Source organism: Streptomyces sp. KR80 (genome assembly GCF_052245555.1).
Taxonomy (GTDB): Bacteria; Actinomycetota; Actinomycetes; order Streptomycetales; family Streptomycetaceae; genus Streptomyces.
Window position 1 is genome coordinate 61,397 of the sequence record NZ_JBQQCD010000002.1, and the last position, 16,254, is coordinate 77,650.

At 71.8% G+C, this 16,254-nt stretch carries 2 protein-coding genes; both read right to left on the reverse strand.

Features of this window, described 5'->3' with window-relative positions:
- Positions 1 to 439: 439 nt before the first annotated feature.
- Positions 440 to 649: an MbtH family protein gene (locus ACTWQI_RS03430; protein ID WP_443267282.1), complete on the reverse strand. Its 210-nt coding sequence runs from the start codon at positions 647 to 649 to the stop codon at positions 440 to 442.
- Positions 646 to 16,179 (reverse strand): amino acid adenylation domain-containing protein, encoded by a 15,534-nt coding sequence (locus ACTWQI_RS03435; protein WP_443267284.1) that lies wholly within the window; start codon positions 16,177 to 16,179, stop codon positions 646 to 648. The genes ACTWQI_RS03430 and ACTWQI_RS03435 overlap by 4 nt, the downstream gene beginning before the upstream one ends.
- Positions 16,180 to 16,254 lie beyond the last annotated feature (75 nt).

Genomic DNA, 16,254 nt, shown 5'->3' on the forward strand with positions numbered 1-16,254 from the left:
ACCCGCAAGCGCTGATGGAGCTGTGCGAGCTCGCCGTACGGCCGCCGTGGCAATCCCAAGGCATCGGCTCCTAGCTCCATGCGGCGCTTCTGAAGGTCATGGCACCGAAACGTGGTCCTCGCTTCTCGCCCTGCCCTCCAACCAGCGCAGCAGAGACCTCTACGCCCGACTCGGCCACAAGTACGCGGGCCCCTACCGCAACACCCCCGACAGCCCGGAATTCGACCTCATGCTCCTGAATGCCCCTCGCCACTGACCTCCGCCGGGGAACGACCGGCCCCTCCTGCGGCGTCAGGCGGTCCTGCTACGCAGACGGAGCGATGGCGTGGATTTCTTCCCACCCGCCACTTTCGCCTTCCCGCCGCGCGGCTGAACGCGCGTCACCGCCTGCGGTGAGGATCATTCCTCACCGCAGGCGGCGACTTTCTTTCAGCCGGGGTCAGCCCTGCTGCGCGATCAGGCTCGCAGGCCGCAGGTCGGTCCAGTTGGCCTCCACGTACTCGAGGCAGGCCTCCCGGGTGTCCTCGCCGAAGGCGGTCCGCCACCCGGCCGGCACCTCGGCGAAGGACGGCCACAGCGAGTGCTGGTTCTCGTCGTTGACCAGCACCAGGAAGCGGCCCTGCGGGTCCTCGAACGGGTTGGTCGTCATGCGTCGTCACTCCTCATGGACTTTACGGTGAACAGCTCCGAGAGCGGCTGCTCCGGGTGGGCTGCCACGTTCCGCAGCAGCACCAGAAATTCGTCGGCGAGCTGCCGTGCCTTGGCGTGGCCGACCAGCTCGGTCGCGTGGATCAACTCGCAGTGCACCGGGCCATCGCCGCGCGGCTCGTAGAAACTGAGCGTCAGCTCCGCCCTCGCCGAGCCGGTCGGCACGGCGTGGAACAAGCCCATGCCGCCCTCCAGCTCCCCGAGGTCCGCCTGCTCATGGTGGATCACCATGACCTGCGGTCCCTCCAGGGGCAGACCGGTCACCCGTACAACCTCGTCGAACGGGATGTCCTGGTGGTCCAGGGCGCTGAGCGTCGTCTCCCGCACCCGGGTCAGCAGCTCCGCGAAGGTCGGGTCCCCCGCGGTGTCGGTGCGCAGCACCACGGTGTTGAAGAAGCAGCCGACCAGATCGGCCAGCTGGTCGTCGGTACGGCCGGCAACCATGGTGCCGACCGGCAGGTCGGTGCCCGCGCCGTGTGCGGTGAGCAGTGCCGACAGTGCCGAGTGCAGGACCATGAACATGCTGGTGCCTGTTGCCCGGGCGAGTTTGTCCATGTCGGCATGGAGCTGCGCGTCGAGGACGAAGCCGACGTAGTCACCGCTCCAGTCGGGCAGGCCGGGTGCGGTGGGACGTGGCCGGTCCGTCGGCAGCGCCAGCTCACGCGGTATGTCGTTGAGCGTCTGCTGCCAGTACGCGAGCTGCCGCCCACCCAGGCTGTCGGGGTCGGTGAGGTCGCCGAGCACCTCATGGGCCCAGTGGGCGTAGTCGGCGTACGTCACCGGCAGCGGCTCCCACTCGGGCTCCTGGCCGTGCGTCCTGGCTGCGTACGCCGTAGTGAGGTCGCGGAACAGGGGCACCACCGACCACTCGTCCACTGCGAGGTAGTGCATGGTGAGCAGCACCGCCTGGCTGCCGTCCGCATCGGTGAGCAGCCGGGCCCGCAGAGGCGGTTCCTGTGACAGGTCCGGGGCTTGCGCGGCCAGTTCGGCGAGTCGGGCGTCCAGGTCGGCGCACCGCTCCAGGGCCAGGGCCGGGGGTTCGGTGGCCTGCTGGTGGACGACTCCGTTCCGCTCGGTGAAGACCGTGCGAAGCGGTTCGTGCCGTGCCACCACGTCGCCGAGTGCGGCAGCGAGCGCACCGGCGTCCAGCTCTCCGGGCGAGCGCAGCACGAGTGCGTGGTCGAAGCTGGGGTGCCGTCGGTACGACGCCCACTGCCACCGCTGCACGGGGGCGACCGGCAGTGTGTCGCCCTCCGCGCGGTGCTCGACCGGGCGCAGCGGCGGCCGGGCGGCCGACGCTCCGTCGAGCTTGGCCGCGATGCCGGCGACGGTCAGCGAGTCGAAGACGTCCCGGATACTCAACTCGACGCCGAACTCGGAGCGAATCCGGCCGAGCAGCCGCATCGAGGCCATCGAATGGCCGCCCAGCGCGAAGAAGTTGTCGTGGATGCCGACGTCTTCCAGCTTCAGGATCTCGCCGAACAGCTCGGCCAGGCGAGCCTGCGTCTCGGTGGCCGGGCGGGCGTCACCGGTCATCCCGGACCAGTCCGGTGCGGGCAGCGCCTTTCGGTCCACCTTGCCGTTGGGAGTCAGCGGCAGCGGACCGTCCAGCGGCACCACGAGGGCGGGCACCATGTACTCGGGCAGCAGGCCGGCAACGTGCGTACGCAGCGCCTGCGGGTCGAGCTCCCCGTCCTCGGGGCCGCTCTCCGGAACGGCGTAGCCGACCAGGCGCACAATGTCGCCGTCACGGTCGGGCACCACGGCGGCCTGGCTGACCGCGGGGTGTCCGGCGAGCGCCGCCTCGATCTCGCCCAACTCGATGCGGAAGCCGCGGATCTTCACCTGGTTGTCGACCCGGCCGAGGAAGTCGAGGTTGCCGTCCGTGCGCCAGCGGGCGCGGTCACCCGTGCGGTACATCCGGCCGCCGGGCGGCCCGAACGGGTCGGCGACGAACCGCTCGGAGGTCAGCGCCGCGTTGCCGAGGTAGCCGCGGGCTAGGCCGCGTCCGGAGACGTACAACTCGCCCACCACACCCGGCGGGACCGGGCGCAGGTTGGCGTCCAGCACGTAGCAGACCGTGTTGGGGTCCGGTCGGCCGATGGGCACCCGGCCGGTCGGCCGCCCGCCGTGTTCCCGGGCGGGCCACAGCGTGGAGTTGACCGTCGCCTCGGTCAGACCGTACGCGCAGATCAGGTTGGCCGTGGAGCCGAATCGGTCGAACAGGTCCGGCGGCACCGTCTCGGTGCCGACCAGGATGGTGGACCCCTCGGGCAGCTCGCAGCCCGCCGGCAGCGCCGACACCAGGGACGGCGGAAGGATCATGTGGGTGATCCGCTGGTCCGCGAGGAAGTCGGTGAGCGCGGGTCCGGCGACGCGCGCCTCGTCGGATATGAGCACGAGCCGGCCGCCGTGGCACAACGCCATCGACAGTTCGAACACGAAGACGTCGAAGCCGATCGAGGCGAACTGCAGCACCCTGCTGTCGCGTTGCAGGCCCATCCGGTCGACCGCGGTGGCGACCAGGCTGGAGATGCCCTCGTGTGGGACGACCACGCCCTTGGGCCGGCCGGTCGAACCGGAGGTGTAGATCACGTAAGCCGCCTGGTCCAGGCCGACCGGCAGACCGTCCACCGCGGACTCGGGCAGCCGGTCGAGTTCAGTCGTGACCTCCGGAGCGTCGAGCAGCACCACGGGCACGCCGGCCACCTCGGGGATCTTCCCCGCCACCGGCTCGGTGCCGACGACGAGCGCGGCCCCGGAGTCCTCGATCATGTAAGCGAGCCGGTCAGCGGGGTGAACCAGGTCGAGCGGCAGGAACGCGGCGCCGAGCTTGAGCGCGGCGAGCACTGTCGCGACCATGTCGGCCGAGCGCGGCACGGCCACGCCGACCACGCTCTCGGGGCTCACCCCGCGCGCGGCGAGCAGCCGTGCGATCTGGTTGGCCCGGGCGTCCAGTTGGGCGTAACTCAGCGACCTGGACCGCTCCACGACGGCCACCGCCTCGGGACGCTCGGCGACCAGCTGGGCGAACAGGTCCGGCAGTGACGACTCGTCGACCGCCCGCGCGGTGGCGTTGAAGCGCTCCAGCACCAGCTGCCGTTCGTCGGCGGCGAGTACCTCCGCTCGGGAGACCGGCTGATCGGGTTCGGCGACGACCGCCGCGACCAGCCTGCGGAGCCGGTCGCCGAGCCGCTCGGCGGTCTCCTGGTCGAACAGCTCGGTGGCGAACTCCAGGCGGCAGCTGAGCGTGCCCTCGTCCCCGTCGGCCGCCACGTGCTCGGTGAAGCTGAAGACGAGGTCGAACTTGGCCGACCGGATCCGGAACGGCACGTACTCCACCCGGAGCCCGGGCAATTCCAGCTCGTCGCCAGTGCGGTTGTGGTAGCCGACCATCACCTGGAACAGCGGGTTACGGGCGAGCGAGCGTGTCGGGTTCAGCTTCTCGACGATGGACTCGAACGGCACGTCCGCGTGGGAGAACGCGGCCAGGTCGGTGTCGCGGACCCGCGCCAGCAGCTCGGTGAAGCTCGGGTCGCCGCTGAGGTCGGTCCGCAGCACGAGCGTGTTGACGAAGAAGCCGACCAGTTCGTCCAGTGCCTCGTCGCTCCGCCCCGCGATGGGCGAGCCGAGGGGGATGTCCGGGCCGGCGCCCATACGGTTCAGCAGCGCGGCGACCGACGCGTGCACCACCATGAACATGCTGACGCCGCTCTCCCGGGCCAGCCGCTTCAGACCCTGGTACGCCGGGGCGTCGAACTCGATGTCGAGCTCGGCTCCGGAGAAGGCCGGACGTGCCGGCCGGGGCCGGTCGGTGGGCAGCTCGATCTCCTCGGGAGCGCCCTCCAGCGTCGTACGCCAGTACTCCAGCTGGCGGGCGGCCAGGCTCTTCGGGTCGGCCGGGTCACCGAGCAGCCGCTGCTGCCACAGCGCGTAGTCGGCGTACTGGACGGGCAGCGGCTCCCACGTCGGTGCCGAGCCGGACCGGCGGGCGGCGTAGGCCGCGGCCAGGTCGCGCAGGAAGGGCCGGTCCGACCACTCGTCGGTGGTGATGTGGTGCAGCAGCAGGATGGCGACGTGGTCCTCGGGCGTCACCTCGACGATCGTCGCCCGCAGCGGCAGCTCGGCGGCGAGGTCGAACGGGCGGTTGATGGCGGTGTCGATGATGCCGCGCACCTCGTTCTCGGTGGCGCGGACGCACTCCACCACCGGGTGCGCCTGCTCGACCGGCAGGACCCGTTGGAAGGCCTGACCGTCGCGTTCGGCGAAGACCGTGCGCAGCGCTTCGTGACGTGCCGTCACATCGGCCAGCGCGGCCCGCCACGCGTCCACATCGAGGGTGCCGCGCAGCCTCATCACCAGCGGGAAGTTGTACGCGGCCGAGGTGCACTCGATCTGCTGGATGACCCACAGCCGCTGTTGGGCGTGGGACAGCGGCAGTTCGGCGGGCCGCTCGCCGGCTGTGAGCGCCGGGCGGGCGGCGGCGTCCGAGCCGACCGCACGCTCCACCAGCTGGGCGACGGTCGGTGCCTCGAACAGATCCCGGATCGCCAGCTCGGCCGAGAGCGCGGTGCGCGCGCGGCTGATCAGCCGGGTGGCCAGCAGTGAGTGGCCGCCCAGGTCGAAGAAGTTGCTGTCGATTCCGACGCTACCCTCCGCAAGTCCGAGCACTTCGGCGAAGAGCGCACAGAGCGTCTCCTCCTGCGGTGACCGGGGCGGGCGGCTGGTGCTCGGCCCGGCGAAGTCCGGGGCGGGGAGGGCCTTGACGTCGAGCTTGCCGTTGACGGTCAGCGGCAGCGTCTCCACCGCCACCAGCGCGGCCGGAACCATGTAGTCGGGCAGACCGGCCTTCAGATGCTCGCGCAGCCGCTGGAGCAGCGCCTCGCCCTGTTCCGCCTCTTCCTCCGGTACGACATAGCCGACCAGGCGCTTCGTACCGGCGGTCTCCGCCACGACGACGGCGGCGTGCGCGACCTCGGGGTGCGTGGCCAGGGCCGAGGAGATCTCGCCCAGTTCGATCCGGTATCCGCGGATCTTGACCTGGTCGTCGGTACGGCCGAGGAAGTCCAGCAGCCCGTCCGGCCGCTGCCGGACCAGGTCGCCGGTGCGGTACATCCGCTCGCCAGGGGCGCCGAACGGGTCGGCGACGAACCGCTCGGCCGTCAGGCCTGGCCGGTCGTGGTAGCCGCGGGCCAGGCCGGTTCCGGCGATGTACAGCTCGCCGGGGCAGCCCGGCGGGACCGGGCGCAGCATCGCGTCGAGCACATAGGCCCGGGTGTTGCGGATCGGCATGCCGACCGTCGGTGTCGGGCTGTCCACGGTGGACCCGCCGAGCGTGTTGATCGTGTACTCGGTCGGCCCGTACAGGTTGTAGCCGTAGGTGCCCTCAGTACGGCGCAGTCGGGTCCACACCGCGTCGGACACGGCCTCACCGCCGAGCAGGACCAGTGCGGGCCGGTGCTTGCCGGTGGTCTCGTCCTGGTCGAGCAGACCCTCCTCGATCAGCAGCTGGGCGTACGTGGGCGTCACATTGACCACGTCGACGCGGTGCCGGTCGCAGTAGGCCACCAGGGCTTCGGCATCGCGGCGCAGCTCCTCGTCGCAGACGTGGACCTCGTGTCCCTCGACGAGCCAGAGCAGTTCTTCCCAGGACATGTCGAAGGCGAAGGAGACGGTGTGCGCGATGCGCAGCCGCCGTCCGCCCGCCGAGGCGATCGCCGGGTCGAAGATCTCCTTCTGGTGGTTGAGCTGCATGTTCGTCAGCCCGCGGTACGGGGTGACGACGCCCTTGGGCTTGCCGGTCGAGCCGGAGGTGTAGATGACGTAGGCCGGGTATTCCAGCCGGTCCGGCACGTCGTGCGCGAACGCAGGCCGCTCGGCGTCGGTGACCTCACCGCCCGGCAGGCCGGCCAGCTCGGCGCCCACGGCCGGGTCGTCCAGCAGGAGTTCGGGGGCCAGGGCTCCCGACTCCCCTCGCAGGACCGGGGCGACCTCGGTCGTGGAGAGCAGGCATAGGGGCCCGGTGTCCTCGACCATCAGGCGCAGCCGGTCTGCGGGGTGGTCGAGGTCGAGCGGCAGGTACGCGGCGCCGGTGCGCAGCACCGCGAACAGCGCCACGACCATCTCGATGGAGCGCGGCAGCGCCAGGGCGACGACCTGCTCCGGTCCAGCGCCGCGGGCCAGCAGCAGCCGGGCGAGCCGGTTGATCTGCGCGTCCAGCTCGGCGTACGTGAGCGCGCGCTCCCCGAACACCAGCGCCACCGCGTCCGGGGTACGGGCGACCTGCGCCGCGAGCATGTCGGCGACGGTCTCGTTCGGCACGGAGTCACGGCTGCTCGTCCACTCGGCTACGAGGGCTTCCCGTTCGCCGGGCAGCAGCAGGTCCAGGGAGCCGACGCGCGCCGACAGATCGCCGATCAGCCGTTGCACCAGGCTGCCGAAGCGCTCCAGCGCAGCCGCGGCCTGCTCGTCGTCGACCAGGTCCGGGCGGTACTCCAGCTTCGCCTGGACGACCTCGGCCGGGTTGACGATCAGGGTCATCGGGTAGTGGGTGGCGTCCACACTGCCCACGCCGATGATGCCGTGCCGCGCGGTCAGCCGGCGGAACGCGCCTTCGTCGGCGAAGTTCTGCAGCACGTACAGGGTGTCGAAGAGGGTGGGGTGGCCGCCGGCCCGCTGCAGCTCGGCCAGGCCGAGGTACTCGTGGTCCATCACGGCGACCCGCTCGGACTGCATACGGCGCAGCAGGTCCCCGACCGGCTCGTCGGGGTCGAGCGTGACCCGCAGCGGCACCGTGTTGAGGAACATGCCGATCGCCGAGTCCACTCCGGACACGTCCGCAGGCCGTCCGGCGACCGTGGCGCCGAACACCACGTCGTGGCGCCCCACGGTCGCGGACAATACGAGCGCCCACGCGGCGGACAGCACCGCGTTGATGGTCAGCCCGTGCTCACGGGCGGATGCCCTCAGCTCGTCGCTCAGCTCGCGGCCGAGGGCGAGGGTGCGGCGCCGCGGGATGGTCGGCTCGTCTCCGCGCTCGCGGGCCACGAGCGTCGGCTCGTCGAGCCCGGCCAGCGCCTGCCGCCACGTCTCACGGGCCGCGTCGAAGTCCTGCCCGTCGAGCCAGCTCAGGTAGTCGCGGTAGCTGCCGGGCACGGACAGCGCGGTGTCCTCGCCTGCCGCTGCGTACAACTCAAGGAGTTCGTCGAGGAACAGAGACTGCGACCAGCCGTCCCAGGCCACCAGGTGGTGGCTGAGCATCAGGCGGTCGGTGTTCTCGGTGAGCCGGATCAGCTTGAGCCGGAACAGCGGGGGCGCGGCCAGGTCGAAGCGCTGCCGCCGGTCGGCATCGGCGATCTCGGCGAGCCGTACCTGTCGCTGCTCGTCGCTCAGGCCGGTCAGGTCGACCTCGGTCAGTGGCACGGGCAGCTCCGCCGCGCGGCAAACGAACTGCACCGGTTCTGGGAGTCCGTCACTGGTGATACCGGCGCACAGGCTCGGGTGCCTGCGCAACAGGGTCGCGCACGCCGCGCGCAGGCGCACGGCGTCGAGGCGGTGGCCGAAGTCGAAGGTGTCCTGTGCGGTGTAGACGTCCAGCGCAGACGTGTCGTAGCTGGCGTGGAAGTGGATGCCCTCCTGCAGCGGCGACAGCGGCCAGATGTCGGCGACGGGGGCTGGGCTGAGGCTTTCGATCAGGTCGATGTCGGCCTGGGTGAGCCGGACCAGCGGCACGTCCGACGGGGTGAGGGCGGGCGCGGACCCGGGCTCGGCCGTCCGCGTGACGAGGTCGCGCAGCGCGTCGGCCCACGCACGGCCAAGGCCGTGCACGTCATCCTCGGTGAGCGCGTCGCCCTCCGGCCAGGTCCAGGTGGCGCGCAGCTCGGGGCCGTGGGGGGTATCCGCGCACACCGCGTTGACCTGCAGCGGGTACGGCATGGCCAGGTCGGCGTCCGGTTCCACGGACAGTGCGTCGGCCTCGACCGCGGGCGCCCAGTCACGGGTCTGCTCGGCGGGGAGCCGGCCGAAGTAGTTGAACAGCACCTGCGCGCTGGACAGCTGGGCGAAGACGGGGGCGAGCTGCGGGTTGAGGTAGCGCAGCATGCCGTACCCGGCGCCGGAGTCCGGTGCCGACCGCACGGACTCCTTGACCAGCTTGAGCACGCCGAGTGCGTCGTCGGCGGCGGGGAGCCGTACGGGGTGGAGGCTGGTGAACCAGCCCACGGTGCGCGACAGGTCCATGTCCGCCCCGTCGCGTCCGTGACGTTCGAGATCCACCAGCAGGTCGCCGTCCACCGGCAAGTCGCCGTTCCGCTCGACGCGCCAGCGCGACACAGCAAGGCGCAGGGCAGCGAGCAGAACCTCGGTGACATCGGTTCCGGCCGCGGCGGGCACCGCCGTGAGCAGCGCCTGGGTGTCCGCGGCGGACAGGGACACCAGGTGTTCCCGGGCCGAACCGGCTGTTCCGGTACGGGTGGCACCAGCGACCAGTTCGGCTCCGGGTGCCAGGGTCTTGGCCCAGTACGGCAGTTCGGCCTGCCGCTGCGGCGAGGTCGCCTGCTCGGCGACGGCTCGTGCGAACCGCCGCAGGGACGTGGGCACCGGCTCCAGGACGGGCCGCTCACCGCGCGAGACGGCCTCCCACGCGGTGGCGAGGTCCCCGAGCAGCACGCGCCAGGACACGCCGTCGATGACCAAGTGGTGGACGACGAGGAGCAGCCTGCCCGGTCGGTCGGCGCCCGCGTCGAACCAGACCGCCTGCAGCATGACGCCGCTGTCGGGGTCGAGCCGGGAGGCCGCGCTGTCGGACTCCTCGGCGATCACCGTGCGGAGTCCGGCGTCGTCGAGATCGCGTACGTCGACGCGCCGTAGCAGCGCGGCCGCGTCCACCGAACCCACGGCTAGCGTCTGGGCCGACCACAGCGCCGGAATCGCCGGGCCGAGGTCCATGCGGGAGAGCGTGAGCCGCAGGCCGTCGTGGTGGTCCAGGGCCGCTTGCAGCACTCGCGCCAGCGCGTCGGCGTCCGCGGCGGCGGGCGCCTGCAGCAGCATCGACAGATTGAAGCGGTTGATCGATCCGCCGTCCTCGCGGAGCTGGTGGACAATCGGCAGCAGCGGTACGTCGCCCACTCCGTCGGAATCGGCGACTGCGGGAGGTGCGGCTTCCTCCGTGCCCGTGACGGTGGCTGCCAGCGCGGCCGGCGTGCGGTGTTCGAACACGTCCCGGGGGCTGATCGGCAGGCCGGCCTTGCGGGCGCGGCTGGAGACCGACATGGACAGGATGCTGTCTCCGCCGAGCACGAAGAAGTCCTCGTCCGCGTCGACCTCGTCAATCCCGAGCACGTCGGCGAAGATCGCGCAGAGCTGCCGCTCGCGGCCCTCGCGCGCCGTACGTCCCTGGCGCTGCCGGACCTCCGGGGCGGGAAGGGCCTTGTGGTCGATCTTCCCACCCGGCGTCAGTGGCAGCGCGTCCAACCGCACGAAGTGGCTGGGCACCATAGGTGCGGGAAGCGAACCGCTCAGCGCGTCCCGTACGGCCGCGACGTCCAGGTTCGCTCCGGCGACAGGGACCAGGTAGGCCACCAGCTGCTTGACTCCCCGGTCGTCATCGCGGGCCACGACCACCACATCGCCGACGGCCGGCTCGTCGCGCAGCCGGGCTTCGACCTCACCGAGCTCGATCCGGTTTCCCCTGATCTTGACCTGGTGGTCGGTGCGCCCGAGGTAGGTGAGCACACCGTCTCCACTGAAGAGCACCAGGTCTCCGGTGCGGTACATCCGCTCCCCCGGGCCACCGAAGGGATCGGCGACGAAGCGCTCCGCGGTCAGTGCGGTGCGCCCGTGGTAACCGCGGGCCAGTTGCGCGCCCGCGATGTAGAGCTCGCCCGGCTCTCCCTCCGCGACGGGGCGGAGGTACCGGTCGAGGACGTACAGCCGGGTGTTCCACACCGGGCGTCCGATGGGTACGGTGCCCTCTTCACCCGGCTCGGAACCCGCCTCCCAGCTGGTGACCTGGATGACGGCCTCGGTCGGCCCGTAGACGTTGAACAGGGGGACCCCGGTGCGCTCCATCCAGCGCCGCGCGAGCGGAACGGGCAGAGCCTCTCCACCGCTGAACGCCCTGCGCAGGCTCGCCCACCACTGACCGGCCTCTTCCTCGGCGAGCAGCGCGCCGTACAGGGAGGGCACCAGATCGACATTGGTGACCCGCTCGCGTCGGATCAACTCGGCGAGATACGCCGGGTCCCGGTGACCGTCCGGCCTGGCGATCACCACGGTGGCACCCGTCAGCAGCGGGGCGAAGATCTCCTGCACTGATGGGTCGAAGCTGGTCGAGTACTGGTGCAGCACCCGCTCGCCAGGGCCGAACCCGAACCGCTCGGCGGTCCAGGACAGTTGGCCGACGATCGCTCGATGCGTCACCACAACGCCCTTGGGACGACCGGTCGACCCCGAGGTGTACATGAGGTAGGCGGCGCTGTCGGGGTGGACAGCGGCGCGTGCCGACACGGGCACGGCGGCTTCGTCCTCGCCCCGACCGACGACGACCCGCGTCACGCCCTCCAGTTCGGGCAGCCGCGCCCAGGACTCCTCGGTCGCGACGGCGGTCCGCGCCCCGGAGTCGGCGAGCATGTAGCGCACCCGGTCGGCCGGGTAGTCCACGTCGACCGGCAGATAGGCCGCACCCACCTTCATCACGCCGAGCAGGGCGACCAGGGTGTCGGCCGAGCGGGGTACGGCGACGGCGACAACGGCGCCCGCCGTCACGCCCTGGGCCAACAGCCGGTGGGCGAGTGTTTCGGCCCGCGCGTCCAACTCGGCGTAGGTGGTGTGCCGGTTGTCGTGGACCAGCGCGGTCGCGTCGGGGGTACGCCGTGCCTGCTCGGCGAACGCATCGTGCACCGTGGCGTCGGGCAGCGGGTGTACGTCTCCGGTAAGCCGGTCGAGGGTCCCGTGCAGCTCGTCGGCCGGCCTTGTGGCCAGCTGTGCCACCGGGAGCCGAGGGTCGTTGATCACCTGGTCCAGCAGCGCCCGCAGCCGGGCGGCGAGCCGCTCGGCAGCCGCGGCGTCCAGCCGGGTGGGATCGTGTTCGAGCCGAAGCTCAAGTCGTTCCCCAGGGAGCACGGTGAGCGCCAGCGGGTAGTGCACCGCGTCGCGTATGTGCGATCCGACGATGCGGACCTGCCCCGCCGGATCGGCCGGCTCGCCCGCGTCGGGCAGGTTCTCCACCACGACCAGCGCGTCGAAGAGTTCGCCCTGGCCGACGGCCCGCTGAATGTCGGCGAGTCCGAGGTGCTGGTGGTCCAGCAGGTCGGCCTGATCCTCTTGGAACCCGGCGAGGACCTCGGCGAGCGGCTGCTCCGGGCGCCACCGCAGGCGAGCGGGTACGGTGTTGATCAGCAGACCGACCAGCGCTTCGATGCCCTCAACGGCGGCTTGCCTGCCGGAGACCGTGGTCCCGAAGACCAGGTCGTGCGAGCCGACCACATCGCCGAGCACCAGCCCGAACCCGCCCTGCGCGATGGTGCTCAGAGTCAGGCCGAGCTGCCGGGCGCGCGCCATGAGCGCCGCCGTGTCCTGCGCGGACAGCTCCACGGTGACCTTGCCGACCTGACTGGGGCTCACGTCCCCTGCGCGTACGGGCAGCCTGGCCGGGGTGTCCAGGCCCGCCATGGCCTCCCGCCACGCGCTCATCGCCAACTCCCGGTCGCGCCCGGCGAGCCATCCCGCGTAGGCCCGGTAGGTCGCGACCGGCTCCGGGCGTGCGGCGGCGGCGGCGGGGCGGTAGCCGTCCAGCAGCTCCCGCATGACGAGCGAGACCGACCAGCCGTCGACGACGATGTGGTGCATGGTCAGCACCAGGAGGGACCGCTGCTCGCCCAGCCGGATCAGCGCGGCCCGCATCAGCGGCGGGACTCCGAGGTCGAATCCCTCGGCCCGCTCCTCCGCCGCGATCTCGTCAGCGACCGTGGACTGCTCCGCCACGTCGCGTCCCGACAGATCGGCGAAGCGCCACGGCAGCTCGGCACGCCCACCGATGAGCTGCACGATCCGGCCGTCCGGAAGCTGCCTGAAGACGGCGCGCAACAGGGGGTGACGGTCGAGCAGACGCTGCGCGGCTGCCCGCAGGGCCTCGGCGTCCACGTCACCGGCGAGTTCGAGGGTGTCCTGCACGGCGTAGCCGTCGGCCCCGCCCTCGTCGACGGAGGCGTGGAAGAAGAAGCCCTCCTGCAGCGGGGTCGCCGGTACGACGTCGAGGAGATCCGGGACGGCGGAGGCACACTCGGCGCGCTCGGCATCGGTCAGTGCCACGAGGGAGAACGGGGCGGGCAGCGCGTCGTTCTCGCGCTGGGGCACGTCCGCGGCCTCGGTGACACGGGCGAGCGCCGCCACCGTTCGCTGCCGGAACACGTCACGGGGGGTGATCGCCAGCCCGGTCTCGCGGGCGCGGTGCACCAGCTGGATCGCGACGATGCTGTCACCGCCGAGTTCGAAGAAGCTGTCGTGGACGCCGACCGACGGCAGGTCCAGGACCTCGGCGAACAGCGTGGCGAGAGCGGCCTCGGCCGGTGTCGTCGGCGCGTCGGCGCCGCCCATGGCCGTCCACTGGGGCGCCGGCAGGGCCCGGGCGTCCAGCTTTCCGTTGGGCGTCAGCGGAAGGGGGCCGTCCAGACGGACCACGGCCGACGGCACCATGTAGTCCGGCAATCCGTCCGCCACCTGCGCCCGCGCCGCCGCCACAGAGGCGTCGCCGTCCGCGCCGCCGTCCCCGACGAGGTAGGCGACGAGGCGCTTCACTCCTCGGTGGTCCTCCCGGACGAGGACGGCGGCCTGGGCGATGCCCGGGCAGGCCATGAACGCACTCTCGATCTCGCCCGGTTCGATCCGGTGCCCGCGGATCTTGAGCTGGCCGTCCGCGCGGCCGAGGAACTCCAGGTTGCCGTCCTCGCGCCAGCGGACGCGATCGCCGGTGCGGTACATGCGCGCACCCGCCGGCCCGAACGGGTCGGCGACGAACCGCTCCGAGGTCAGCCCCGGCCGGCCCAGGTAGCCGCGCGCCAGACCGCGCCCGCCGACGTACAGCTCACCCTCGACGCCCACAGGAACCGGACGCAGCGCCGAATCGAATACGTAGGCACGGGTGTTGGGGTCGGGCCGGCCGATCGGTGCGGGCCCCTGCCAGTCGGGCTCGGCGGGCCACAGCGTGGAGTTGACCGTCGCCTCGGTCAGGCCGTAGGCGACGACCACCCGCAGCCGCCGGGACCAGCGGGCGATCAGCTCGCTCGGCACCGCCTCGGTACCCACGACCAGCACCGCGCCCTCGGGCAGCTCGCAGTCCTGCGGCAGCGCCGACACCAGCGACGGCGGCAGGATCATGTGGGTGGCCTGGTGCTTGGCGATGTAGTCGGTCAGAGCGTGTCCGGCGACGCGGCGCTCGGTGGGGACCACGATGACCCGGCCGCCGACGCACAGCGACATGATCAGGTCCCAGACCGTCACATCGAAGCCAGCCGAGGCGAACTGCACGACGCGGCTGTCCGCCTCGATACCGATCCGGTCGGTGGCCGTCGCGATCAGACTGCCGACTCCGTCGTGGGAGACGACCACGCCCTTCGGGCGGCCGGTGGAGCCCGAGGTGTAGATGACGTACGCGGCCTGGTCCAGGGCGATCGGCAGCCCGATGTCCGAGTCGTCCAGCGCGGCGGACTCGGCTGCCACGGACGGGTCGTCCAGCAGCAGCTGCTCGATGCCGGGCAGCTGCGGCAGCTCACCGGCCAGTTCGCGGGTCGTGACGACGGTGCGCGCGCCGGCGTCGGACAGCATGTACGCGATCCGGTCCTGGGGGTGGTCCGCGTCCAGCGGGAGATACGCAGCCCCCGCCTTCATGACCGCCAGGAGGGAGACCACCAGCTCGGGCGAGCGGGGCACGGCCACGGCGACGACGTGCTCGCGGCCCACGCCCCTCGCGATCAGGAGGCGGGCCAACCGGTTCGCGGCGGCATTGAGCTCCGCGTAGGACAGGTCCCGGTCCTCGCACACGAGCGCGACGGCGTCCGGCGCGTGACGCACCTGCTGCTCGAACGCGGCAGGCCAGGACAGCTCGGGGACGTCGCGCGGAGCGGCCCCGAACACCTCCAGCAGCCGGGCCCGCTCCGCAGCGGCGACCAGCTCGATGTGACCGATGGGGCGATCCATCCCCTCGGCCATCGCATCGAGCAGCATGAGGAAGCGGCGCTCGTGGTCCACCAGCGTCTGCTGGTCGCACACGGCCGCATCCGCGTCGAAGTGGATACGCAGGCTCTCGCCCGCTCGGGACTCGCTGACGGTGACCGCCAGGTCGCTCACCGGGCCGAGCCATACGGGACACAGGTCGGTCTCGTGGTCGCCGAACCGCAGCCCCTCGCCGAGGGGCAGCAGGACGTTGGCCGTCGGCCCCACGAGCTCCGGCAGACCGTCCGTCAGCCCCAGGTCCCGGGCCAGGTCCTCGGCGCGGTAGCGCCCGTGCGCGACGGCCTCGGCGATCTCCCGCCGTACCGCGTGCGCGACCTCGGCGGAGGTCATGTCCCCGCGGACCGCGACGCGCAGCGGGAGCACGTTGGACACCATGCCGGGGACGTCGCCCCACCCGGCGTCCGCCCGGGCGGTGACCGGCAGTCCGAGGACCAGCTCCGGCTCGCCGGTGACCCGGTGCAGGTAGGCGGCCACGGCCGCGACCAGCAGGCGGGACAGTCCTATGCCCGCGCCGTCGCCGGCGACGCGCAACCGGGCGGTGCGCTCCGGGGACAGCTCCGCCGTGCGCCGCTCCCGCCGCACCATCGGCGTCTCCGAGCGCTCGACCAGGCGGACGGGCTCGGGCCGGTCGGCCAGCCTGCTCAGCCAGTACGCGCGGTCGGTCCGGCACTGCTCGGAGTCGCGGTACGCCCGGTCGGCGTCCGCCAACCGGGACAGCGCCCAGTCGGTGTCACCGGCCGGGCCGTCGGCGGTGTAGAACTCGCCGGCCCGGCGGGAGACCAGCCCGACGCCCATGCCGTCCATGACGATGTGGTGGTACCGCTGGTACCACAGGACGCGGTCGTTCTCGAGCCGGAGCAGGGCCTGGGCGAACAGCGGGCCACGGGTGAGGTCGACGGACCGGTCGCGATCGGCGTCCATCCACTCAGCGGCAGCAGCATCCGGATCCGGCGCGCCGCGCAGGTCGACGCGGAGGACGTCGACAGGACCCCGCGTGGGTACCTGACGCGCTCCTCCTTCCTCGGGGCTGATCCGCACGTGCAGGCACTGGGCCTCCTCGACCGCTCGCCGCACGGAGGCGGCCAGGCGGTCGAGGTCGACGTCGCCCCGCAGTTCCAGGAAGAACGCGATGTTGTAGGCCGAGCTCCCCGGCTCGATCTGGTGGGCCAGCCAGATGCCGGTTTGCGGACCGGTGATGGCTATCCCGGTCGCGGGTGTCCGGACGGACTCGGCATCAAACATGGGTCGAATCGCCTTTCCCTGCTCGTGCGTGAGCGTTGAATCGTTACGTCGCGTCGGCCGTCAGCAGCGGCTCGA

Bases quoted from the DNA above. Each gene is read 5' to 3' on its own strand.
- ACTWQI_RS03430 (WP_443267282.1), bottom strand. From the start codon at position 649: ATGACGACCAACCCGTTCGAGGACCCGCAGGGCCGCTTCCTGGTGCTG.
- ACTWQI_RS03435 (WP_443267284.1), bottom strand. From the start codon at position 16,179: ATGTTTGATGCCGAGTCCGTCCGGACACCCGCGACCGGGATAGCCATC.